Genomic DNA, 23,978 nt, shown 5'->3' with positions numbered 1-23,978 from the left:
ACCTTAGGAAAGATGGAATTCCGCCACCATGTACCCCACGCCAAACGGCGCTTCGTAGCTCAAGATCTCGGGACGGACGTTCATGTGGTCGAGCGCGCCAAACAGCATGAGCAGCGGCCGATACGCGCATTCGCTCGCCGCGGCGATGAGCTCGGATGATGCGGACAGGAGCTTGGCCGACGAGACCCCCTCCACGGCCTGGCGGGCGAGCTCGTCGAACACGGCGCCTTCCCGCCGATACCCCGACGGCGCGTCGCTCGTGAGGCAATGCGAGAGGTCCCCGGAGGCGACGAGCGCGATGCGCCGGGGCGAATGCATGATCACCTCCTTGAGCGCGCGGCCGAAGGCGAAATGTTCCTTCGGCCCGAGTCCCGAATAGGAGACGGGGACGATGCGGACGCGCCCGATGCGTTCGGCCAGCGTGAGGAGCGGGACGCTCGTCCCGTGGTCGAGCCTTCCGGAGGAGTTGAGCGCGAGCGGGATCCCTTGCCGGCGGACCGCGCGCTGGAGGGCGTCGATGAATCCCAGGTCCGGCTTGAACGTGCGGTGCACGGTGAGGTCGCCGAACTCGCTCATGTCCGCGGCGTACTCGTCGTGGAGGTTCAGGGAGAACGCCTTTTCAAATTGCACGCTGTGGGAGGAAAGGACGATCACCGTATCCGGCATGGCGAGGTAGAGATCCTCGGCTAATCGGTCCATCGCCCCCTTTGTAGCCTTCATGTGTTCAAGGGCGTCGCGGCCGATGGTCGGGAGCAGCAGGGGGGTGTGCGGGGTGAAGGCCGCGAAGCAGATCATAGGGAAGCGCCCGAGAGCGTGAGGACGCCCATCGGCTCGCCAAGCGGCTGCACGGCGAGCGCGCGCGTGTCGGTCCAGAGGATGTCGTCCCAGCGCCAGCCATGCGACAGGAAGGCCCGTTCGTTCAGGATCGGGCGACGGGCTCCCTCGCTCACGACGTAGACCGTGGGATCGACGCTGCTGCGCACGAGCGTGCCGTCGGGGAACCCGACCGGCGGCCCCTCGCGGTAGCTGTCGAGCATGGCGAAGGACACGTCCTGGATCTCGTCGGGGACGAACCCGTGCGCCCGCAACACCTCCCGGGAAGGGAAGCCGCGACGCATGTCCCCCACCAGCAGGAACACCGTCCCGCGCGGGCTGCGCACGAGGGAATAGTTGGCGATCTGTTCACGCGGACCGCCGGAGCCGAACCAGCGTTCCCATACGCGCACGAACACCTCGTTGCCGTGCAGGTGCGGGGTATAGGTGTAGAGCGCGGCCGTGGCGGCGTTCGCGGGCATGATCGCCCGGCCGTCCACCCGGCTCACGAGGCCAGGCCCGAATCCGGACAGGGTCCGGCCGAACACTTCCACGTCGGCAAGGAACGATTCGCGGATGCGCTGCGCGGCGTAGTGCACCTGGGGCGCGAACCCGCGGTATTTCTGGATGCTCGAGTCGTCCTTCGCGCAGTCGTCGCACACGGCGTATCCCATGGCCCAGTCAAGCTGGTCGCGGCTGGGGAAGGGGTCTTCCACGAGGGACTGTTCGCGTTGCAATAGCGCGAGAAGGAAACGCGGGCTCAAGGAAAACTCCTGCGCGGCGTTCCAGATGATGTCAGCCGCGCTGCGCATGACGCCGTCCAGGTCCCTCGTCCGATACGTGCCAAGCGTGCCACGGTCCAGGAAGGCTTCGATGTCGGACAGCGACATGGCCGTGGAATCGGTCATCTCGCGGTCGGAGAGGAGTTCGTTCGGATCCACGTACGCCTGCGCGCGCGCAGGCGCGGTCGGGAAGAATCCCGCCAACAGGGAACCTAAAAGGATTGCCGCGGCCCCACGATTCATAATGGCGATATTGTAGCGCATCCGCACGGATAAAAAAACGCCCCCGCCGCGACAGGTGTCGGGCGGGGGGAAGCCGAAGGGGGGAAGGGTATCCTGCTCACTTGAGCAGGACGACGATGAGCATGACGAGCGCCACAATGATGGCAACTCCGATCACACCCACCATCCAGATCAACGGGACCATGTCCCTGTTGCGGGGAACCCTGTTGAGGTCCGTTGGTGGCCTAGAGCGCGAATCGAACATGTGAACTCCTCCTATGACAGCGTACGACATTGCACGCGGGCTCGGGTAGAGGCCCTCCTTCGCTTCTGATGAAGCTTCGGAGGGCGTGGGCGGGAGGGGAGCGACGCGTACCGTCGCTCGACCCTCCAGGTTCGGCATCATCTGGCGAAGTCGCAGCGCCGTTCGCCGGGTCGGCAGGACACGGGAAACGTTTCCTCCGACCGTTTGACCAGCGCCGCAAGTAGACGTTCGTCGAAGGCGAGGCCTTGGCCGATCACCATGACCGGTAGACGCTGTACGCCCCATCGGCGCGCGGCGTCGTGGTCGTAACCGAGATACACCGTGAGGCGACTCCCGGACTTGCGGTGAATCGTGTTGCGCACGACGCACTCGCCGTAGCCGGGGAGCTTGAGCACGGTCCCGATCGGGAACATGTTTGAGCCGCAGACGCGTTCGTGGCCGTCCATGAACAGGCGGCACACGTCGCTGCCGTCGGTTCCGACGCATGACACGCCGTAGCCGGTGGTCGACGCCGTAACCTCGAGCACCACGGTCTCGCCCTGCTTGACCGGGCCGGTCTTGCGGGACGATGGCCTGCCGAAGTCGAGCTTCACCTGTTGGAACCCTTCATCGAACTCCTGCACGACGGCCTTGCGGGCCGGGGCAGAGAGGACGAGGGCGCCGACGGCGGCGGAGCAGGACATGCCGACGGCCAGCATGACGAGCGCGCCGACGAACGAACTGATTCGACTGACGCTGCGCAGGCGGCGGAAGTCGGCGAACGGGGTCGTGGGCATCGCGTACCTCTTGGTTGCTGGTTGTTGATGGGACGATTCCCGTCCCGGGAGAACAAGGTCGAGCATTATTCGCCCGGGTGGAGGCCCGCACCCATCCTGTCTCACGACAGTATGGATGCGGGGAGTCCCGTATGGACTCAGTTTTTGGCAATCCGTTCGCCGCCAGGATCCCAGCAGCGCCGCGGAAGCAGCTCTTCGGGATTGACCCTGGTGCCACCCTTCAGCACCTCAAAGTGCAGATGGATGCCCTGGGCGTTTCCGCTGCGGCCGGCGATGCCGATCTGCTGTCCGCGCTCGACCCGTTGTCCATCCTGGACCGTCAGGCTTGCGTGGTGGCAGTAGCGCGTCATCACTCCGTCATCATGGGTGACGTCGATCGTCTGCCCACAATCGCCGAAGCTTCCGGCATGGGTCACCTTCCCGGCCGTGACCGCGAACGTCTTGTCGCCCGCGTCCGCCTCTAGGTCCATGCCTAGGTGGAATTTGGCATGCTTTCGCTGCTTGAGCTTGCGCATGCCCCAGCCGGACGTCATTTCTTGTTCTTCGGTCGGACAGGCCCAACCGGTGCCGTCATCACTGGAGACGGGGGTCCAGTAAACGGCCCTCCGCGTCTGCCTGCCCCACTTCAGCGCCTCTTCCTTGGTGGGGAAGAAGACATCGAGGTGGTACTTGCCGTTGAACCGTTCGTTCATGCGGTCATGGACGACGCATCGTCCGAACCCGTTCTCCTGCAGGTGTTCGGGACCATACCCAGGGATGTCCATGGGCGTTCCGAACGGGAGTTCATTTTGTGCGCAGGTGAGCTCGCCCTCCTCGCCGTCGGTCGCGACGTAGAGGGCGTACAGCTCGCACGGGTTCGTCCCGTCTGCGGACTCACAGGGTGTCGAGTCCGTCTCGTCTTCGCTGGGCGAATAGGCCGAGACGGAGTAGAACATGTTGTGCCACTGCATCGGCACACGAGCAGGCGCCGAAGCCGTCGCCTGCTCTGTCATGGTCGCCGCCCTGGCCGTGTCCGGGAAACAACCTTTTCCCACCACGACGAACAAGACGATCGCGAGGGCGACCACTCCGAGCACGTCTCCAAAGGAGACGGAAGGACTCTTTTTATCTGCCATGCGACCCTCCAGGATCTGTTTCTGCGTTGTTTTTGGATTGGGAAAGAATCGCGGATGTCGAACCTTCGTCTTTGGAGGCTAAGCGCTTGCTTCGCCTCCGAAGGGAAGGGCCGAGAGCGATGGCCCTCGGCGTTCCCGGTTAGATCCGAGACACGTTCACGAACTTCGCGCCCCACACGCGGGCGGCCGGGGTGTCCATCCCGAGGTAGATGTCCACGCGGCCGGTGCCGGTGTAGCGCTTGTTCATGCGGTCACGCACCGTACACTCGCCGTACCCCTCGATATGGAGCTTGGCGTGCATGGGGTGGTCGTTGGTGGCACAGATCTTTTCGCCCGCGGCGTACTTCACGCAGATGTCGGAGTTATCCGCGGAGATGCACGGCGTGGAGTCGGTCTGGCGGGGCTCCGAGGTGTAGGCCGTGACGGTGACCTTGCGGCCGATCGCCTTCGGCTTGGGAGCCGGCTTTACGATCTCGGACAGGTCCGGACCGACCTCGGAGGCGGACTCCGCCACGGGCACCGGCGTAAACGCCGGGGTCGCCCCGCCGTCGCCGAGGCTTTGGCGGGCAGGGGCCTGGTCCAAGGGGACCGGGGAAGCCGAAACGCCGATGAAGACGAGGGTCGCGAGAATGGTGGAGAAGATCGTCATAGGGATATAAAAAACCAGTTTGTTAGACAGCAGAGACAGGTCTCTTACAAACAGGTCCTATCTCTCTCCTCAAGATTCGGTTTGCGAGCGGCAGGGCCTTCGAACTCCCTGGGTCCTTTCGGACCATCGCTCTAATGTCGAATCATTTTCGACGCAACGAATATACCACTTTTTGGGCATTTTGTCAAGGGGGGACGATGGATATTTATGCTGTGTTCAGCCAAATTATCGAAAATCGAAAAGCGGCCGATGAAGGCCGCTTTCCCTGCTATTCCTTCTTGATGGCAATCTCGTCGTTTTTCGCCCCGATCGTGAGGTTCGCTCCTTCGGCCACCTCGCCTTTGATGAGCATGAGCGAAAGCGGGTCGAGAATAAGGCTCTGGATGACCCGTTTGAGGGGCCGGGCGCCATACGACGGGTCGTAGCCTTTGGCTGCCAGCAGCTTTCTGGCGGCCGGGGACACGGTCAGGGCGATATCCCGCTGCTTCTTTAGCCGGTCGAACACGCGGGCGAGCTGCAGCTCCACGATCTGCCCGATTTCCTCCTCAGCGAGGGAATGGAACATGATGATCTCGTCCACGCGGTTCAAGAATTCCGGACGGAAGGAATCCTTGAGGAGCGCCATGACCCGTTCCTTGACCTCGGCCGAATCACCGCCGTCCGCCGGACGTTCGTCCGCGAACCCTATGGCGCCGCCTTCCTTGCCCGCGTTCAGGATCAGGTCGGACCCCAGGTTGCTGGTCATGATGATCACGGTGTTCTTGAAGTTCACCTTGCGACCCTTGGAATCGGTGAGATGCCCGTCATCGAGGATCTGCAGGAGCAGGTTGAAGGTGTCCGGGTGCGCCTTTTCGATCTCGTCGAACAGGATCACGCAGTAGGGGCGCCGGCGGACGATTTCGGTGAGCTGGCCGCCTTCGTCGTACCCGACGTATCCGGGCGGGGAACCGATGATCTTGCTCGCGGCATGGCGCTCCATGTACTCGGACATGTCGAGACGCACGAGAGCGGACTCGTCGTTGAACATGAACGCGGCGAGCGCACGGGCCAATTCCGTCTTTCCCACCCCGGTCGGACCCAGGAAAATGAAGCTGCCGATCGGGCGGTTCTCCTCGGCGATGCCGGCCCGGGAGCGGCGCAGGGCATTCGCGACCGCGGTGACGGCTTCTTCTTGGCCGACCACGCGCTTGCGCAGCTCCTCCTCCATGCGCGCCAGCTTGGTAAGCTCGGATTCGAGCATCTTGGACACGGGCACGTGCGTCCAGCGCGACACGACGGACGCGACCTCCTCCTCCGTGACCGTCTGCTTGAGCATGCCGCGTTCGGCCTGGAGCGCGTGCAGCTGGTCCTCGGCCAGCTTCAGGCGGCGCTCCGCGTCGGGGATCTGGCCGTAGCGGATGGCAGCCACCACATCGAGAGCCCCCTTGCGTTCAGCCGCATCGGCCGCGAGCTTCAAGGACTCGAGTTCTTCCTTGACCGTGCGCATCTCGCCGATCTTATCCTTCTCGTTCCTCCAACGGCCCTCAAGCGCGTCAGCCTTCTCACGGATGTCCGCGATCTGGCGTTCGATTTCGGACAGACGCGCCTTGGATTCCTTGTCTTCTTCCTTCTCAAGCGCCTTGCGTTCGATTTCCAGGCGCATCAGGTCGCGCTTCACCACGTCGAGCTCCTCGGGCATGGAATCGATCTGCATGCGCAGCGCCGAGCCTGCCTCGTCGATGAGGTCGATCGCCTTGTCCGGAAGGCGGCGGTCGGTGATGTAGCGGTCCGAAAGCGTGGCCGCGGACACGATGGCAGGGTCGCTCACGCGGATGCCGTGGTGGATCTCGTATTTTTCCTTGATGCCGCGCAGGATGGCGATCGTATCTTCCACCGAGGGCTCGTCGACGGCCACCGGCTGGAAGCGCCGTTCGAGCGCCGGGTCCTTCTCGATATGGCGCTGGTATTCCTTCGTGGTCGTCGCGCCGATCGCGCGCAGCTTGCCGCGGGCGAGCGCCGGCTTGAGTAGGTTGCTCGCGTCGAGGCTGCCGCCCTCGGTCGTACCGGCGCCAACCAGCGTGTGCAGCTCGTCGATGAACAGCACGATCTTCCCGCCGCTCTCCTCGATCTCCTTCGTGACCGCCTTGAGGCGGTCCTCGAACTCGCCGCGGTATTTCGTCCCGGCCACCATGGAACCGATGTCGAGCGACACCACCTCCTTGTCCTTCAGGAGCTCCGGCACGTCGCCGCTTACGATGCGCTGCGCGAGGCCCTCCACGACGGCCGTCTTGCCGACGCCCGCTTCGCCGATGAGTACCGGGTTGTTCTTGGTGCGCCGGCACAGCACCTGCATCACGCGGCGGATTTCCGCGTCGCGGCCGATGATGGGATCAAGCTCGCCGGCGCGCGCGGCATCGGTGAGGTTGCGGCTGTATTTCTTGAGCGCCTGGTATTTGGCTTCAGGCTCCGCCGAATCGACCCGCTGGCTCCCGCGGATGTCCTTGAGCGCGCGCATCACGCCTTCCTCCGAAATCCCCGCTTGGGCGAGAAGGGGACCGGCGCTCTTCGACGTCATCAGGCCGAGCAGGAGATGTTCGGTGGAAATGAACTCGTCCTTGAATTGCTTTGCCTTGTTCGCGGCGCCTGACAGGCATTCGGCCGTTTCCGGGGTGAGGAATACCTGGGGCTGCCCGTTCGCCTGCATGCGCTGCCCCTTGGATTTCGGCAGGGCATCGATCGCATCATCCACGTGGGCACGCAGCGCCGCCCGGTCTCCGGCCACCTTATTGACGATCGCCGGGACCACGCCGTCGTCCTGCGCGAGCAATGCCGCAAGGACATGGAGCGGTTCGAGAGCCTGCTGCCCGTTTTCCACCGCGATGCGGTGGGCGGCCTGGAGCGCTTCTTGGGACTTGAGGGTGAAATTATTGGGAAGCATATTAGCACTCACCATTATAGAGTGCTAATTCGCCTTGTCAATCGGAACCTGTAAGATGTCGGGCATGAGATGGTTCGGCATCGACCTCTTACGGCTATCCGTCAAGGATCCCAAAGGCGACTTGCTCCGCCTTCTTGATGGCGACCACCCATCGCAGGCGGTGACGCTCAACCCGGAAATGGCGCTTGCGGCGCGGACCGAACGGTCACTAGGCGACCTTATCAGCCGCTCCGCGATCATCCTTGCCGATGGGGCAGGGGTGCAGTGGGCGGCCTCCTGGCTTCTGGGTCACTCCGTGACCCGGATGACCGGCGTGGACGCGCTTGAGGCCCTATTGTCGGCCGCATCGGAGCGCCGGCTCAAAGTGGTGTTCCTCGGGGGCGGTCCTCAAGAGGGTGAACGCGCGGCCCAGGCGGCCCTTCGACGGTTTCCTGGCGCAGATGTCATATCCCTCGACCCCGGACAGGTCATCCGGGATGCGGACGGGGCCTGGCGACAACCGGCTGATCTCGTCGAACGGGTGCAGGCATTCGCGCCTGCCGTCCTCGCCGTGGCGTTCGGCCACGGGAAGCAAGAGCGATGGATTGCGGATCACCTGTCGAAGCTGCCCTCCGTCCGAGTCGCGATCGGAGTCGGCGGCACGTTCGCGTTCCTTTCAGGACGCATCCGACGAGCTCCGGCCTGGATGCGTCGCCTGGGCATGGAATGGGCATGGCGGCTCATCCAGGAACCGCGTCGGATCGGTCGGATTTTGCGTGCCGTCGTCGTCTTCCCGGTCCTCGTGATTTGGGATAGGATTCTCTGGCGTGAAAGGCCCTCAGGCCCCTAGGCCTCGAGGCCTGTCAATGCCTGAACGCCTTGTCCGCCTATGCCGATCATCGTCACCCGCTTTCCGCCGTCGCCCACCGGCTACCTGCATGTCGGCGGCTTGCGCACGGCGCTCTATAACTGGCTGTTTGCCCGCAAACATGGCGGGAAGTTCGTCCTGCGCATCGAAGACACGGACCGCGAACGCCTTGTTCCTGGCGCGGTCGAGGCCCTTATCAAGACGATGGCCGCCGTAGGATTGGATTATGACGAAGGTCCGGTACTCGATGCGTCCGGGAAGGTGGTCGAGAAGGGACAAAACGGGCCGTATATCCAGAGCGAGCGCAAGGCGATTCACGATGACCATGCCCGGATCCTGGTCGAAAAGGGGGTCGCCTACCGCTGCTTTTGCTCGAAGGACCGTCTGGATTCGCTACGCAAGCAGCAGGAGCTCGCAAAACTCACCACGAAGTACGATCGGCATTGCCTCTCCCTGTCGAAGGAAGAGGTTGAGCAAAAGATGTCTGCAAGCGAACCGTTCGTGATCCGTCTGAAAATCCCCGAAGGGACGACAGTCATCGACGATGCCATCCGCGGCCGTATCGAGATCGATAACAGGGAAGTGGACGACCAAGTGCTCGTGAAGAGCGACGGATTTCCCACGTATCATCTCGCCAACGTCGTGGATGACCACATGATGGGCGTCACGCATGTGATCCGTGGCGAGGAATGGATTTCAAGCGTGCCCAAGCATGTGATGCTTTACAAGGCGTTCGGCTGGACAGTGCCGACGTTCGCGCATCTCCCGCTCATCCTGAACGCTGACCGATCAAAACTTTCAAAGCGACAGGGCGACGTCGCGGTCGAGGACTATCTTGCGAAGGGTTATTTGCCGCAAGCGCTCCTGAATTTTGTGGCGCTCATCGGGTTCAACCCGAGCGGCGAACAAGAATTGTATTCAATCGAGGAACTCAAGGCGGGGTTTGAACTGGAGAAGGTCAATTCGTCAGGAGGCGTCTTCAATCCCGAAAAGCTGGACTGGATGAATGGCCAATACATCCGTCGCAAGTCGCCGGAGGAACTCATGGCGCTTTGCCTGCCTTTCCTGATCGCCGCAGGGAAGGGGACTGATGCGAACACCCTCCTCAAGATCTGCGCGGTCGAGCGTAATCGACTCGTGACGCTCGCCGGGATTGTCGACGCCGTCGAATCTTTTGCGAAGCTTCCGGCGTATGACCCGGGAATGCTCGTCTGGAAGAAGGCGGATCAGGCCGACGCTTTGATAAACCTGACCGCGGCGCGAACGCTCATCGAATCGCTTCCCGAATCCGAGTTCTCTTCCGTCGCGTTGATAGAAACGGCCGTAAAGCGGTATATTGCGGATAAAGGATTGTCGAACGGCAACATGCTCTGGCCCATGCGCGTGGCCCTGAGCGGCCGCAGCGCGTCGCCAAGCCCGTTTGAGTACGCCTGGGTGCTTGGGAAGGCGGAAACGCTCCAGCGTCTGAAAAAAGCCATTGACCTACTTTCCGCATGACAGGTCACAGGAGGGATTCCATCAAGCTCACGGGATTATCCGTCTTCGCGGCGCTCGCGTTCGCCGCGTGTTTGCGTATCGGAACCGGTCGGTCGGCGACGTTTGAGACGTCCACGGTAGACGATCCGACGGTCGCGGCCGAAATCAACCAACTGAACGGGCAAATCAAGGACAAACAGGCGTCCGTCGACGGCCTGCACGACAGGATCAGCGCGTATAAGGCGGAAATCGCCAAGAAGGAGTCGGAAGCCGCCAGCCTGGACGACCAGATCGGCCTTCTTGAGAATCGGGCGGCGAAGACCGAACTCGATATCGAGGGGAACATGGTCGAGCTGGACCTGGTCGCGGCGCAGGTGCAGGTCCTCGACAAGCAGGTCAGGGCGCACGAATCCCAGCTGGAGCGCCAAAAGCTCCTGATGGCCGAACTGATCCGTTCCATGGATTCGTCCGACGGGGACGTGTTGCTGCAGGCGCTCTTTTCGAGCGAGTCGGTCGCCGACCTGTTCGACCGGCTGCAGCAGCTCGCGGACGTGAATGAGGAGCTCGCTTCCGCCCTGGAGCGCGCCCGCGCCGAACGGGACCAGCTCCTGGTCGCCCGGACGGATCAAGAGGGGAAGAGGGCCCGGCTCGCGTCGATCCAAGAGACGCTGCTTGCCAATCGAAGGCAGCTCGAGCTCGAAAAAGGGGCGAAAGAATCTTTGTTGGCCGAAAGCCAGGCCTCGGAAGCGCAATTCCGCGCCATCGTCGCAAGCCTGCGCGAGGAAGAGGCGTACGTGGCCCAGCAGATCGCCGCCTTGCAGGGCGATATCCAGGAAAAGCTCGATGCGACCGATATCGTCGGGGACAGTTCCGTGATGTCCTGGCCCGTCGATGCGGGGTATCGGGGCATTTCCACGCTGTTCCATGACCCGACCTATCCGTTCCGACGTTTATTCGAGCACTCCGGCCTGGACATCCCGCAGCCCCAGGGGACCCCCGTCGGGGCCGCTTCTCCCGGCTATGTGGCCTGGACGCGCGTGGGGAGCATGTACGGCAACTACGTGATGGTCATCCACAGGAACGGCCTGGCAACGCTGTACGCCCACCTTTCCAAGGTGAAGGTGAAGGCGGACCAATTCGTGGCTCGCGGAGAGACGATCGGCCTGTCCGGAGGGATGCCGGGGACGTCAGGAGCCGGGCTGTCCACTGGCCCGCACCTGCATTTCGAAGTCCGTAAGGGGGGAATTCCCGTGGACCCGATGCCTTTCATGATCTCGAAACCGTAGGGAAGGGCGTCTTGACAACGAAGCCTCCTTACGATTTGAATGTGGCGTTATGCCATCCATCAGTTTGATCGTGAAAATCGTCGGCTGGCTCTTCGTCGCCGTGCCGTTGGGACTGTTCCTGTTCATCAGCGCGACCATGTTCATCGGGGTCGCGAAAGAGGATTCCTTGGTCCAAGTCCTCGTGTTCGTGTTCAGTTCCGTCTTCCTCATCGGGGCAGGGATGCTGGCGCTTGCGTACGGGACGAGTCTGCTGGCCGCCCTTTGATCGGAAGGGATGATGTGTCGTACAATATATCTTATACGACGCATTAGGGATTCTGAACCCGCCGTTCTCCGCTATAGTTGTTTCCTGAACGCGAGGACGCTCATGAGTCCCCCGATGGCGCCCATCAGCAGGTCGAGCATCGTATCGGCGATTGACGGCTGCGTCAGGCGCCAACTGACGTCTTCACGGTTGTACCAGTCAAGGACGAACTCGTGGAATTCCCAACCGACGGCGATCGCCATCACGATGCCAAGGACGAACAGCGCGTGGTACGCCACGGGATAGGACGCGTTTCGCGCGTGTCCCCTTCCCGAGAGCCTGACGTGCAGGGCGATTCCAACCATGCCGGCCACGAATCCGCCGATGAAATGCATGGGGATGTCGAAATTCGGAAATCGATCGTACATGTCAAATGCCCTGGAAAGGAGCAAGTGGATCAGGAATACGCCTGCCATCACGGCCGCGGAGCGAAAGACGGTCAATCTCATAGGATCCCTTCGATGATGTGACGTGCGGCCATCTTGCCCGCTTCTACGCCCGGCTGGTCATACGCGTCCACGCCCATCAGTTCGCCCATATAGGCCGTCGCGGTCATGAAGAACTGGGCGAGGGCTCCGACCGGACCTGCCTCTATCGACGGGATGTGCAAGGTCCCGTTCGGCCGTCCGGCGTGCGCGAGTGACTCGGCCGTCCCTCCACGCTCTGCTCTCAGCAATTCGTCGAAGGGTTTTCCCGAAAGGTAGCCGAAGGGGTCCGGGAGATCCGCCGGCACGCGCACGTCGCGGCGGAACCGTCCCGTCTCGATGAACGTGACCGTCTTGTCCCTGGGCCCCTCTGCATACAGCTGGACCTGGGAATGCTGGTCGACCGGTCCCTGGGCAGCGACCGGGGTGGGACCGACGCCGCGGTTCCCCTTGCGCTTGCCGAGGGATTCCGCCCACAGCTGCCTGTACCATGAGGCGAACGCCTGGAGGCGGGCCGCATACGGCATGAGCACGTGAATCGGCTGCGACCTTGCGGTCATGGCGAGATACTGCAGCGCCGCGAACCGCGCCGGCATCGAATCCGGCCCCTTCTCGCGCCGATGATCCTCGAGCCAGCGGGCGCCCTCCAGCACGCCGTTGCCGTCCGCTCCGGCGCACAGGGCCGGAAACAGTCCGACCGGGGAGAACAGGGAGAACCGTCCCCCGACGTTGAGCGGGTGCGGGAGGATTCCATATCCTCGTTCCTTCGCGAGGCGATGCAGCGGACCGTCCGTGGGGTCCGTCGTCACGAAGACGTGCCGAGCGTGGTTTTTTTCGCCCACGGCGCGGATGAGCGCGTCGCGCACGGCGAAGAAGACGGCTGCGGTCTCAAGCGTGGAGCCGGACTTGGACACGACGCTTATGGCGGCGTCTCGGAGAAAATCCGGATCGTCGAGGATCGGGGCGACGGCGTCAGGATCCGGCGAGGCGAGGAATTTGACCGGGACGCCCTTCTCCCGATCGCCCAGCGCCTGCACCAGCGTGCGCCCGCCGAGGTCGGATCCGCCGATGCCGATCACGAGCAGGCAGGAGAAGTCGCGCGTCACGCGATGCGCCGCCTCTTGCGACGCCCGTAGGCCGTCGGTGGCGCCCGGCAGGTCCATGAACCCCTGCGTCGCGTCGCGTCGCAGGCCCTCGAGCCTCGCGTGCGCGGCCATAAGCCGATCGTGCAGTTCGCCCACCTCGTGCGTTCGCACCCCTCCTTCCCCGCTGGCGGAAGAGAACATGTTGCCATCGTCGTATCGAAGGTAGTCCATATCACTTAAAGTAGACGTGATCTTCGAATCGCAGGTCGATGTATTGGAGCTTTGACGGATCCTTCACCTGGTCGCGCAGGACCGCGTTGAGGTTGTCCGTCTGCGCCTGGATGTCCGAAAGCGGGTCGAACAGGATCCCGTACCCGTCCGCGGTGTCCACGCTCACCCACTTCCCCGCCAGGCGGTCCACGCGCGTGGTGCCAAACAGGATGCCGGACCGCGTGAGTTGCTCGTGGAACGCGAAAATCCCGTCCACCTCGTCTGGGGTCAGCACGGCCGTCCCGACGGTCGCCGCGCCCCGGTTCACGTCCAGGAGCATCGGCAGCGGCCGGTCCGCTCCGGCGGATGGGTCTTCCCCGTCGGCAATCGGGCGGATCACGGTCCCTTGGCGATCCACGAGGAAACGGGCATCCGCGCTTTTCCAGACGAGCCGGGACACCTTTTCCTCGAGCCGGACCGTCACGTGGCCCCCATCCCTCGAGATCTCGAGGGATGCCAGGTCGAACGCCGCCTGGATGTCGGTCCGGACGACGGCCGGATCGAACAGGAACCGGTTACGCCGGTGCAGCACGAGCAGCACCCGCTCATCCATGTGCGACCGCACGATGGCCGAGACGGCGTCCGTCGGGATCGTCCTGCATCCTTCGACGGAAACGTCACCGATATCGAACCGTGACGAGGCGAACACGTATCCGGCGGCGCCGAGGATGCCCATGACGGCCAGGAGGACGCAGAGGCCGACCAGCCATCCCTTTCGGTCTCCCCGTTTCGTGCGCCGGAAATACGGGTTCTCGAACCGTCGCGACCGGAAACGGTCGCGAGACAGGCGGTCGGACAACCTGATCCTCCGGCTGCGCATAGGCGGTCAATGCTCCGGCCGCATGGTCGGGAACAGGATTACCTCCTTCAGGGCGTGCGCGTCGGCGAGGGTCGCCGTGAGGCGGTCGATCCCGATGCCGAATCCGGCCGTCGGCGGCATGCCGTGCTTGAGCGCCTCCACGAAATCGCTGTCCCCGTGCTGGGCCTCGGCGTCACCCTTCGCGCGCGCCTCGTCCTGCTGCCGGAACCGCTCCTCCTGGTCGAGCGGGTCGTTGAGCTCAGTGAACGCCTTCACGTTCTCCACGCCCGGGCCGTAGACAAGCTGGAACATCTCCACGTATCGCGGATCCTCGGGCTTGCGTTTGGCCAGCGGCGAGATCTCGACCGGATAATCGATCAGGAACGTCGGCTGGACGATCTTGGTGCGCACATGGTGCTTGTAGACGTTGTCGATGATGGTGGCGTGGCCGTCGGCGGTCGCGACCGGCACGCCAAGGCGCAGCGCCTCCTTGGCGATCGCCTCGCGCGTGGGAAACGCCTCGATGTCGAGGTCCGCGAATTGCCGGAGCGCGTCGCGGAAGGTGAGGCGCGGCCAGGGCGGAGTGAAGTCAAGGACGTTCCCTTGGAACGGGACGGCAGCCGGATCCAATCCGCACGCCTTCACGACGTCGAACACCATCCCTTCCACGAACGCCATGAGTTCCACGTAATCCATGTACGCCGCGTACGCCTCGATCTGGGTGAACTCGGGATTGTGGGCGTGGTCGATCCCCTCGTTCCGAAAGCAGCGGGCGACCTCGTACACGCGTTCGTACCCGCCCGTGACGAGCCGCTTGAGATAGAGCTCCGGCGCGATGCGCAGGTACATGTCGATGTCAAGCGCGTGGTGGTGCGTGACGAACGGCCGCGCCGCGGCTCCGCCCGGGACCGCCTGAAGAACCGGCGTCTCCACTTCGAGGAACCCGTGTCGGTCCAGATAGTCGCGCATCGCCTTCACGACGGTGGCGCGGGTCTTGAAGATCGATCGGACGTGCGGATTGGCGATGAGGTCGAGGTATCGCTTGCGATAGCGGATCTCGACGTCGGAAAGCCCGTGCCATTTTTCCGGCATGGGCAGGAGGCTCTTGCTGATGATGCGCCAGGCGGTCACGTCGAGCGACTTCTCCCCCTTCCTCGTGACGAATGCCGTCCCGGCAGCTTCGAGGAAATCCCCCATGTCGGCCACCTGGTGGAAAAACGCGTAGCGCGCTTCCCCGACCACGTCGCGGCGCAGCGCCACCTGCACGATGCCGCTGCCGTCTTCCAGCTGCGCGAACGTGAGTCCGCCATGCTTGCGGATGGTCTTCATGCGGCCGACCAGCGTGACGCGTTCACGAGACGCCTCGAACGACGCGAATCGCGCGAGATAGGAGGCGATCTCATGCGTGCGCGTGACGCGGGGCGGATAGGGATCCTCGCCCGCCTCACGCAGGACCTTGAGGCGTTCGCGCCGGACGGCTTCTTCTTCGATCATACGGAAAATACGGCTCAATCTCGCCGTATTTTATCGTTCACGCCTTGCGTTGTCAACGCGAATCAACGGACGTCGACGATGCGATACGAGATGGTGCCGGACGGGACCGCGACCTCGACCTCCTCCCCCGCCCCGCGCCCGATGAATGCCTGGCCGAGCGGCGATTCGTTGCTGATCTTCCCGGCCATGGGATCGGCCTCGTTGCTGCCGACGATCTCGAATTCCCGGCCCTTGCCGGCGACTTCCGCCACGAACCTGGATCCGAGCTCGATTTCTCCGCCGGACTTCTGCTCCACTAGCACGGCGTCCTTGACCATTCCCTCAAGGTCCACGATGCGCGTCTCGTTGAGCGCCTGCTGGTCCTTTGCCTCATGGTATTCGAAATTCTCGGACAGGTCGCCAAGCTCCTTGGCCGCTTCCAACCGGGAGGCGATCTCCTTACGCGTGACCATCCGACGCGTTTCGAGCTCGGTTTCCATTTCCTTCAGTTTTTCCTTGGAGAGGTAGGTGGGCATAGGTGGGGTGAAAACAACTCGCGGCCGAAAATCGGCCACGAGCCATTGGTCTTTCTCTGTCTGGGAAAAGACTACCCGGCGTGGCGGTGGCCGTCAAGTTCCTTATGCACACCGTCATTTGAGGCCGCAAGACGGCTCGCGAGGAAGGTCGAAATCGGGACGGAAAGGACCAAGGCCGCGGTGCCGGCCAGCGTCTGGACCACCTGTTCGGCCACGACTTCGGTATTGGCGAACAGCGAGTAGCTCACGGAAGAATTGAGGAACAGGAGCAGGAGCGGCAGCGAAGCGCCCGCATACGCGAGCACGAGGGTGTTCACGGTGGAGGCGATGTGATGACGGCCGACGCGCATCGCGCGCACGTACAGCTCGCGCGGCGAAAGCGACGGATTCGCCTGCGCGATTTCGGCCACCGCCTCCGTCTGGGTGACGGCGATGTCGTCGAGGACCCCGACGGCGCCGAGGATCATGCCGGCAAGGAGGATCCCATGCGCGTCCCACCCCGCGCCCATCTGCCAGGATAAGAATGCCGCCTCCTCGGATCCCATCCCGGAAAGCCGTCCCCAGGCCGTGAACAGGCGGGCAAAGACCACGGCCAAGCCGAGCGAGAGGACGGTCGAGAGGAAGGCGACGAACGTGCGGCGGCTGAACCCGTGCGAGAGATGCATGTTGACGGCGAGGATCCCCGCCCCGCCGAGCGCCGTGGTAAGGACCGGGTCGCCGCCGGAGAGGATGCGCGGGAGCACGAGGCCGAACAGGATGCCGATGGTGACCGCCAGGCCCACGAGGGACGTGAATCCGCGCATGAGCCCCACGGCCACGGTCAGCAGCGCGAAAAGCGCCACGATCATCAGGAGGCCGCGCGTCCGTATCACGTCGGCAAGCTGGGCGTCGTATCCGCCTCCCTCGTTGGGGAGCAGCACCAGCAACACGCGGTCGCCGGGTCGGACGTCGTAGCGAAGCCCTTCGGTGTACGACGAGGAGGTGTCAACCTCGTACGACGCCCCGCCGGCGTCCTGCGCCTCGAATCTCATCTGACGGTTGCCGTCCACGACCTTGTCGTCGAGGATCCGCGTGACCGTGGCTTGCGTGTCGCGGCTTTCCGGCGGCGTGCCGTCCTGCTGCGCCAAGACGGCGCGCGAGAGGGCGATACAGGACAGGCAAAGCAGGAAGATGACGGGAAGGCGCCTCATGGGCGTTGATGATAGCATCCGCCAGCGGGACGCGGAAGATTGACCAGAGGCGGATGTTTGCCGATAATGGACCGGACTATGTCCATCCACTCGCACAGCCGCTCGCATAGGCACGTGCCGGCCATCAAGGCGGAACGCGTGAGTATATCCTTCGGGAGCACCCCTGCCGTGGAAGACGTCTCCTTCGAGGTGCGCGAAGGCGTCATCACGGCGCTCATCGGCCCCAACGGCTCCGGAAAGACCACGATGCTGCGCGCCATCCTCGGGTTGCAGCCCGTTACCAAGGGGTCCATCGCCGTCTTCGGCCGCCATCCCCATGACATGCACGGGGATATCGGATATGTCCCCCAGCGCTTCGCGTTCGACATCGAATTTCCGATCACCGTGCGCGAATTCATGGCGCTCTCCCGCCAGCCCGCCTGTACGAGCTGCTCGGCGGACCAGGCGATCGCGGACGTCGGGCTCCCGTTCTCCGTCCTCGACGCGCGTCTGGGCTCGCTTTCCGGCGGGCAGCTCCAGCGCGTGCTCATCGCCCAGGCGATCCTCAACAACCCGCCACTGCTCATCCTCGATGAGCCGTCCACCGGGGTCGACGCGGCCGGCGAATCGGCGTTCTACGACGTGATCCGGCACCTGAACAAGGAGCACAAGACGACGGTGCTCATCGTGAGCCACGATATCTCCGTGATCGCCCGCATCGTCGACGACGTCCTGTGCCTCAACCGGCGGCTGCTGTGCGCCGGTCCCCCGAAAGAGGTCCTCACGCGCAAGAACGTCGGCGAGCTGTTCGGCCAGGATACCGACGTCTACGAACATCAGCGCCATCCGCATCACGGAGGCTCATGACCTATGGAACCGCTTTCCTTCGTCCTCGCCGACCCGGTCTCCCGCGCGTTCGCCGCAGGCATGATCATCGCGCCGCTCATCGGCACGCTCGGGGTGTTCGCCGCGTTGAAGCGCATGGCGCTGTTTGGCGAAGGGATCGGCCACGCGTCCCTTGCCGGGGTAGCGGTCGCGGTCATCGGCGGCGTGTCAGCGCTTCCCGTCGCCCTTGCCTGGGGACTGTGCATCGCCTATGCGATGTACCGCCTCGAACGTTCGACGAGGCTCCCGTCAGATACGATCCTCGCGATCCTATTCACGACGAGCATGGCCGTCGGCATCGTGCTCTTCGGCGCGCTGGGCGGCGCGCAGGACTTCGAGGCGCTTGAGGAAGCGCTGTTTGGCAGCATCCTGTCCGTGGGCGGCGGCGACCTCGCCCTCACCGCGCTTGCCGCGTTGGGAATCGGCGCCTGGGTCATCCATGCGCGCCGCTCCCTCACGTTCCTCTCCCTTTCGCAGGAATCCGCCGCGGTCAGCGGGGTCAACGTCCGGCTGCACACGCTGCTCCTCTACCTGTCCCTCGCCGCCGCGATCGTGTTCGGCGTGAAGCTCGTCGGCCTCATCCTCGTGTCGGCGCTCCTCATCATCCCGTCCGCCGCCGCGAGGCAGGTGGCGCGCACCTTCCGCGGGACGCTCATCATGACCGTCCTCCTCTCGGAACTCGCGATGATCCTCGGCCTGTTCGCCTCCATCCGATTCGACCTGCCTTCCGGCGCCCCCATCGTGCTCGCGGCCTCCGGACTGTTCGCGGCCTGCGCGATCGTCGGCCGCGTCCGAGGTTCCTGATCACTCCCCGTTCACGCTCCACCAGTCGAAAATGTCCCGGGCGATCGGGATCGCCGCGCTCGACCCCTCCCCTCCATGCTCGATGAGGATCGTGACCGCGAGCGTGGGGCTGCCGTACGGGCCGTAACCGGTCCACCAGGCATGCGTGGGGTTGTCTCCCGGCGTCTGGGCCGTCCCGGTCTTTCCCGCAAGCGCGATGGACATGCCCGCGAGGCCCCTCGAGCTGCCTTTGGTGACCCCTTGGCGCATCCCTTCCTGGACCACGCGCACCAGGGCCGGATCGAATGTCTGCGACGGCACGCGGGAGGCGAAGATCGCCTGCCCGGGGACGGTCGGACCGTCGACGCCTTCGATGAGATGCGGACGCACCGTCCGTCCGCCATTGGCGATCGCCGCCGTCGCCGCGGCGACCTGAAGCGGGGTGGCGAGCAGGTCGCCCTGTCCGATCGAGAGGTGGTAGGTGTCTCCGACGAACCATCGTTCCCCCTTGGTTTCCAGCTTCCACTCCTTCGTCGGGAGGAACCCGTCCGCCTCGCCGGGCAGCTCGATGCCCGTCCGTTTGCCGAATCCGAACATCCTGGCGTAATCGGTGATGCGTTCCACGCCAAGCCCCGTCACTTGGTCGAGCCCGCCGCCGACGACGTAAAAGAACGTGTTGACGGAGTCCGCGATCGCCTTGCGGACGTCGGTCGTGCCGTGTCCGCCGGCCTTCCAGTCCGGAAAGTACCACGGCCCGATGGAAATCCCGCCGGTGGACAGGAAACTCGTGCGTTCGTCCACCACCCCTTCTTTCAGCGCCGCGTACGAGACGAACGGCTTGAACACGGACCCGCTCGGGAATTCTCCGGAAACCGCGCGCGGGAACAGCGGCTGGTCCTCGTCCGTGACGAGGCGCTCATATTCGGCGTGGCTGATGCCAAGCGCGAAGCTGTTGCTGTCGTAGGCAGGGAGGCTCACGAGCGCGCGAACGGCGCCGGAACGCGGATCGAGCGCGACCACCGACGCCCGGGACGTGCCGCTGCGCGCGAAGGTCTCTTCCAGGCGCCGTTCTATGAGGGACTGGAGATCCGCGTCGATCGCGAGGATGAGGTTGGCTCCCGGGACGCTTGGCACGTCGGAAACGAGGGTCAGCTCGTTGCCAAGCGCGTCCACCTCCACGACTTGGCGGCCCGGGAGGCCGCGCAGCAGCGCCTCGGCCCCGCGTTCGATCCCGGCCTTGCCGATGTCGTCGGTCCGGCGATATCCGGGGTGCGCGTCAAGCTCTCCCTGGTCCATCCGTCCGACATACCCGAGGACATGGGAGAGCGAGCTTGCGTCGGTGTCGTATTGGCGGGAGATCGAGGTGTCGAGCGCGAAGCCGGGAAGGCGCGACGTTTCCACCGCAAGGCGCATGGCGGACTCGTAAGGGATGCCGCGACGCACGGGCACGGGGAGGTCCGTGCGCGAGGCGTCCGAAAGGAGCAGGTCGATGTCCGTCCTCGTTACCCCGGCAAGCTCCGCGGCGCGGGACAGCACCAGGTCGCGCTGCGCCTCGTCGGTCGGGAGCGCCGAGGCGGTGAGGGTGAGCATGAACGATGACACGTTCCGGATGAGGACGTTCCCGTGGCGGTCGGCCACGATGCCGCGCGGGGCGTCGGTGACGCGTTCCTGGACCCGGTTGCCCTCGGCCAGCGCGCGGTAGGCGGCGGCCCGCACCACTTGCAGGTCCACGCATCGGGCGAGCAGGCCGATCAGCAGGATGGATGCGCCTGTCGCGGCGCCGACATAGCGTCGCGACGGGATCGACGTGCCGACGCGCGAGATTCCCTCCCCGGCCGTGGCGTGCTCGAGGAGGATGCCGGCGTCCTGCCCGATCCCTTCGGCCGCGCCGACCCGCCCAAACCGGCCGTCCTCCTGGAGGCGGAACGGGTGGGACGGGTCATCGTTACGCAGGGACGTCGGGACCATAGCATGCGTGAAGTCATCGATTCAGCATGATGGCGGAGGAAAGGGCTCCGCGAAGGCGCTTGGCTAGGCGGAAGAGGAAGGCGAGGATGACCGTCCCGAGCACGAGCGTGCTCGGAAGGCCGAGGATCGGGTCGGCCCAGCCGCTTGGGGCATGGGCAAGCGCTCCCTGGATCGCCAGGAGGGACGCGTACGTGACGGCCCAGGCGATCATCGTGCAGGCGCCGCAGGCGACGATGCCGTACAAGGAACGATTGGTGAATACCGATCGGGACAACGTCAGGCAGGTGGCGGCCGCCACCGCGCCTGCAAGGACGGCCCCCGGCGCGGTGAGTCCGATGACGTCGCTGAGGAGTCCGGAGAGGATGATCCAGGCGGCTCCGTCGCGCAGGTCCAGGTGCTGGACGAGGTACGTCCCGCAGGCAAGCACGAGCGGGGTGCGCGGGAAGGGATCCGGAAGCGCGCCGAACAGCGAACGTTCGACGAGGAAGAGGAGGGTCGCGATGGCCGCCGAGAGCACGATGCGCGGCACAGGCCTAGTCGACGAGGATGGCGAGCGACGTCTCGCGCCTGAGGTCGACGATCGGCTCGACGACCGCGTCCTGGAACGGCGAGGTGGGATCGTCCGTGACCGCGTTCACCACCCCCACCACCAGCCCGGCGGGCACGTGGTCCTCGAGCCCGGAGGTGACCACCAGGTCGTTCACGGCGATGGCCTGGTCGTGCGGGATGAAGCGCATGGTGAGCAATGACGAGCCGTCCCCCTCCGAAAGCCCGATCGTCCGGGTGAGGTTGAGGAGGGTGGTCGCGGTCTTTTCCCCAGGCGCCGTCGCCTCCGCCACCGTCGCGGTGGCGGCCGTGACCCCTACGACCTTGCCCACGTATTGGCCGTTGCCCGCGACCACGGCCGCGCCCGGGGCCACCCCGTCATCCGCCCCGCGATCCAAGACGAACCGGCGCGTAGGCCGGGAGGCGTCTCGCAGGACGATGGTGGCCTGGACCGCGTTGAATCGCGTGCGTTCCTGAAAGGCGAGGCGGTCGCGCAGCCGGAGGTTCTCGTCGCGCAGGAGTTCCAGCTCGGCGCGGTCGGTCGATAACGACGCGACCCGAGCCTCGAGCTTCCCGATCTCGTCCTCCTCGATCGACCCGGAGATCCAGCGCCCCGAGCGGGCGAGCGGGGCGACGGCCGCCGAGGCCATCCGTTCCAGCGGGGTCCGGAACCAGATCGCGGCCGCTCCCAGGGCGGCGGCGACGAACGCGTAGCGGATGAGGCGCGACGTTTCACGTCTCACAGGGATCAGCTCACCGGACCTTGGCTCGACGGCATGGCGATGTCCTTGAGGAGCGTCTCGTCGTCAAGCAACGCCCCTGCCCCGCGCACCACGCAGGTCAGGGGGTCCTCCGCCACGCGCACGGGGATGGCGGCCTCGCGGCTCAACAGGACGTCCAGCCCTCGCAGGAGCGCGCCGCCTCCCGTGAGCACGATGCCGCGCTCATAGATGTCCGACACCAGTTCGGGCGGGGTCACCTCAAGCGTCGCCTTCACGTTCTCGATGATGGTGGAGATGCTGCGGCGAAGCGCCTCGCGGACCTGCCCGTCGTTCACGAGGATCTCCTTCGGGAGGCCGGTCACCAGGTCGCGGCCGCGCATCTCGAGCGTGAGCGGCCCGTCGGCGGGCGGGATGGCGGTGCCCACGCGGATCTTGACCTGCTCGGCGTTGCGCTCCCCCAGGAGCAGGCTGAAGACGTCACGGGCGTACTGGATGATGTTCTTGTTCATCTCCTCGCCGGCCACGGGAAGGGACTTCCAGGTCACGATGCCGGAAAGCGACATGACGGCGATCTCCGTGGTGCCGCCGCCCACGTCCACCACCATGGTCCCGACCGAATCGGTGATGGGGAGGCGCGCGCCGATGGCGGCCAAGAGCGGGTTTTCCACCATGAACACCGCGCGCGCGCCGGCCGAGAGCGCCGCGTCCTCGATCGCCTTGCGTTCCACCTCGGTGGTTTCGAGCGGCACGCCGATCACCACGCGCGGCCTCGGGACGATGGTGAAGGATTCCTTGTGCACCTGGTCGATGAAGTACTTGAGCATCTTTTCCGTGACCTCGAAATCGGAAATGACCCCTTTGGAAAGCGGCTTAGTGATGGAGATGTGCGGCGGGGTCTTGCCGAGCATGTCCTTGGCGTCGCGCCCGACCGCGAGGATCTGGTTCGATCGGACGTTCACGGCCACGATCGACGGCTCGTTGATGACGATGCCGCGCTCCTGCGAGTACACCAACGTATTCGACGTGCCGAGGTCGATCCCGAGGTCCTTGGAGAAGCGTCCGAGCAACCGGTTCAGCATAATCCCGCCCGAAGCTTAGCCAAGCCCGGGGTTAGGCACAAGGGCGCGTATGCACCCGTTATCCCCTCCCCTTTTGGGCCGAAACGAACGCGAGTTCGAGCAAGGAAAAGAAGATGATGAGCAAGGTGGCGGTCCACCAGGTGAGGAACCCTTTCGGAAGCAGGAGAAGCGACAGCATGACGAGCGCCGTGACGAACAGCCCGTGCCGGAGCGACTTCGACACGTGCCGGGCGGCAAGCTCCTCGCGCCTCGCCCACACGCGGACGGCCGCGCCGAGCGTGGCGATGGAACCGATGAGCGCGGCCGCAAGGGTGAGGTAAAAGAACACGAATCCGAGCGTGCCCGCCTGCGACGGGTCGATGGCCACGAGCACGATGATCCACGAGAGCCACGCCGCGACCGAGGCGAGCGCCATGACGGCGAGGTAGCCGCGTAAGGTCATACGGCACTCATCCTATCATATCTCCGGAGGCGGAGATCCGTTGCACGAGACGGACGCGGATGCCGTGGATGTCGCTTTTGGGCGCTTCCTTCAGCGCCCCGGCCACCACGTCGCGCTCGATGCGCGAGATGAGCCGCATCGCCGGCGCGTTCAGGCAGGCGATCATGACCACCCCGTCGCGAAGCGACAGGGCGCGGGCGTCCCCGTCGCGCCCGGCCGGAAGCGCCGCGGCAATCGCGCGGTTCGCCCCTTCAAGCGCCCGCGCGATCGCGACCTGCTCGGCGATATGCCCGCGGTTCATCGCGCCCGGGAGGAGATCCTTCAACGCATCGAATGCCATACGT

The 23,978-nt window shown here is 64.7% G+C and carries 24 protein-coding genes; 6 read left to right on the top strand and 18 right to left on the bottom strand.

Annotated elements, in window-relative coordinates:
• Positions 1-3: 3 nt before the first annotated feature.
• The 6 genes from amrB to clpB all read right to left on the bottom strand — a co-directional run bounded on the left by amrB (position 4) and on the right by clpB (position 7,539).
• Positions 4-795 (bottom strand): AmmeMemoRadiSam system protein B, encoded by a 792-nt coding sequence (amrB, locus tag EPO34_01050; protein TAK03734.1) that lies wholly within the window; start codon positions 793-795, stop codon positions 4-6.
• Positions 792-1,838: a hypothetical protein gene (locus EPO34_01045; protein TAK03733.1), complete on the bottom strand. Its 1,047-nt coding sequence runs from the start codon at positions 1,836-1,838 to the stop codon at positions 792-794. The genes amrB and EPO34_01045 overlap by 4 nt, the downstream gene beginning before the upstream one ends.
• Positions 1,839-2,219: 381 nt before the next feature.
• Positions 2,220-2,858 (bottom strand): hypothetical protein, encoded by a 639-nt coding sequence (locus tag EPO34_01040; protein TAK03732.1) that lies wholly within the window; start codon positions 2,856-2,858, stop codon positions 2,220-2,222.
• Positions 2,859-2,995: 137 nt separating this feature from the next.
• Positions 2,996-3,973 carry a hypothetical protein gene (locus tag EPO34_01035; GenBank protein TAK03731.1) on the bottom strand — a complete coding sequence of 326 codons (978 nt, stop codon included), beginning with the start codon at positions 3,971-3,973 and terminating at the stop codon, positions 2,996-2,998.
• Between the two features lie 139 nt (positions 3,974-4,112).
• Positions 4,113-4,622, bottom strand: coding sequence for a hypothetical protein (locus tag EPO34_01030; GenBank protein ID TAK03730.1), 510 nt, complete (start codon positions 4,620-4,622; stop codon positions 4,113-4,115).
• Between the two features lie 268 nt (positions 4,623-4,890).
• On the bottom strand, positions 4,891-7,539 hold the full coding sequence (clpB, locus tag EPO34_01025; GenBank protein ID TAK03729.1) for an ATP-dependent chaperone ClpB: 2,649 nt from the start codon (positions 7,537-7,539) through the stop codon (positions 4,891-4,893).
• 55 nt (positions 7,540-7,594) lie between these two features.
• Between clpB and EPO34_01020 the strand changes: the two genes are divergently transcribed.
• The 4 genes from EPO34_01020 to EPO34_01005 are packed head-to-tail and all read left to right on the top strand — an operon-like array spanning position 7,595 to position 11,413.
• Complete coding sequence (locus EPO34_01020) at positions 7,595-8,368, top strand: glycosyltransferase (protein ID TAK03728.1); 774 nt, start codon at positions 7,595-7,597, stop codon at positions 8,366-8,368.
• 39 nt (positions 8,369-8,407) lie between these two features.
• The gene (locus EPO34_01015; protein TAK03727.1) at positions 8,408-9,883 is read left to right on the top strand and encodes a glutamate--tRNA ligase; all 1,476 of its coding nucleotides are present in this window, start codon (positions 8,408-8,410) and stop codon (positions 9,881-9,883) included.
• Entirely contained in the window at positions 9,880-11,148 is a 1,269-nt protein-coding gene (locus EPO34_01010; protein TAK03726.1) for a hypothetical protein, read from the top strand. The genes EPO34_01015 and EPO34_01010 overlap by 4 nt, the downstream gene beginning before the upstream one ends.
• Positions 11,149-11,197: 49 nt before the next feature.
• Positions 11,198-11,413 (top strand): hypothetical protein, encoded by a 216-nt coding sequence (locus tag EPO34_01005; protein ID TAK03725.1) that lies wholly within the window; start codon positions 11,198-11,200, stop codon positions 11,411-11,413.
• A 71-nt stretch (positions 11,414-11,484) separates the two neighbouring features.
• Here EPO34_01005 and EPO34_01000 read toward each other — a convergent pair whose 3' ends face one another.
• From EPO34_01000 to EPO34_00975, 6 genes are all read right to left on the bottom strand, one after another.
• A complete protein-coding gene (locus EPO34_01000; GenBank protein ID TAK03724.1) occupies positions 11,485-11,901 on the bottom strand; it encodes a hypothetical protein in 417 nt (138 codons plus the stop codon).
• Positions 11,898-13,193, bottom strand: a complete 1,296-nt coding sequence (locus EPO34_00995; GenBank protein ID TAK03723.1) for a glucose-6-phosphate isomerase — start codon at positions 13,191-13,193, stop codon at positions 11,898-11,900. The genes EPO34_01000 and EPO34_00995 overlap by 4 nt, the downstream gene beginning before the upstream one ends.
• 1 nt (position 13,194) lies before the next feature.
• Entirely contained in the window at positions 13,195-14,052 is an 858-nt protein-coding gene (locus EPO34_00990; protein TAK03722.1) for a hypothetical protein, read from the bottom strand.
• Positions 14,053-14,058: 6 nt separating this feature from the next.
• Entirely contained in the window at positions 14,059-15,534 is a 1,476-nt protein-coding gene (gene lysS, locus EPO34_00985) for a lysine--tRNA ligase (GenBank protein TAK04306.1), read from the bottom strand.
• 53 nt (positions 15,535-15,587) lie between these two features.
• Positions 15,588-16,040 carry a transcription elongation factor GreA gene (gene greA / locus EPO34_00980; protein ID TAK03721.1) on the bottom strand — a complete coding sequence of 151 codons (453 nt, stop codon included), beginning with the start codon at positions 16,038-16,040 and terminating at the stop codon, positions 15,588-15,590.
• 71 nt (positions 16,041-16,111) lie between these two features.
• Entirely contained in the window at positions 16,112-17,338 is a 1,227-nt protein-coding gene (locus tag EPO34_00975; protein ID TAK03720.1) for a YibE/F family protein, read from the bottom strand.
• On the opposite strand from EPO34_00975, the gene EPO34_00970 reads away from it, so the two are divergent.
• Both EPO34_00970 and EPO34_00965 read left to right on the top strand, forming a co-directional pair.
• Positions 17,297-18,076 carry a metal ABC transporter ATP-binding protein gene (locus EPO34_00970; protein TAK03719.1) on the top strand — a complete coding sequence of 260 codons (780 nt, stop codon included), beginning with the start codon at positions 17,297-17,299 and terminating at the stop codon, positions 18,074-18,076. The genes EPO34_00975 and EPO34_00970 overlap by 42 nt on opposite strands.
• A gap of 3 nt (positions 18,077-18,079) precedes the next feature.
• Positions 18,080-18,898 carry a metal ABC transporter permease gene (locus tag EPO34_00965; GenBank protein ID TAK03718.1) on the top strand — a complete coding sequence of 273 codons (819 nt, stop codon included), beginning with the start codon at positions 18,080-18,082 and terminating at the stop codon, positions 18,896-18,898.
• Here EPO34_00965 and mrdA read toward each other — a convergent pair whose 3' ends face one another.
• The 6 genes from mrdA to EPO34_00935 are packed head-to-tail and all read right to left on the bottom strand — an operon-like array spanning position 18,899 to position 23,974.
• Positions 18,899-20,845 (bottom strand): penicillin-binding protein 2, encoded by a 1,947-nt coding sequence (gene mrdA / locus EPO34_00960; GenBank protein TAK03717.1) that lies wholly within the window; start codon positions 20,843-20,845, stop codon positions 18,899-18,901.
• A gap of 13 nt (positions 20,846-20,858) precedes the next feature.
• A complete protein-coding gene (locus EPO34_00955) occupies positions 20,859-21,374 on the bottom strand; it encodes a hypothetical protein (GenBank protein TAK03716.1) in 516 nt (171 codons plus the stop codon).
• Positions 21,375-21,378: 4 nt separating this feature from the next.
• A complete protein-coding gene (locus EPO34_00950; GenBank protein ID TAK03715.1) occupies positions 21,379-22,134 on the bottom strand; it encodes a rod shape-determining protein MreC in 756 nt (251 codons plus the stop codon).
• A 5-nt stretch (positions 22,135-22,139) separates the two neighbouring features.
• Positions 22,140-23,192 (bottom strand): rod shape-determining protein, encoded by a 1,053-nt coding sequence (locus EPO34_00945; GenBank protein ID TAK03714.1) that lies wholly within the window; start codon positions 23,190-23,192, stop codon positions 22,140-22,142.
• 58 nt (positions 23,193-23,250) lie between these two features.
• Positions 23,251-23,634, bottom strand: coding sequence for a hypothetical protein (locus EPO34_00940; GenBank protein TAK03713.1), 384 nt, complete (start codon positions 23,632-23,634; stop codon positions 23,251-23,253).
• A 7-nt stretch (positions 23,635-23,641) separates the two neighbouring features.
• Entirely contained in the window at positions 23,642-23,974 is a 333-nt protein-coding gene (locus tag EPO34_00935; GenBank protein ID TAK03712.1) for a hypothetical protein, read from the bottom strand.
• Between the last annotated feature and the right edge of the window lie 4 nt (positions 23,975-23,978).

The organism is Patescibacteria group bacterium, from assembly GCA_004297215.1.
Taxonomy (GTDB): domain Bacteria; phylum Patescibacteriota; class Patescibacteriia; order UBA9934; family GWF2-40-263; genus 2-01-FULL-63-20.
This window is presented reverse-complemented; position numbering and strand designations above follow the sequence as displayed.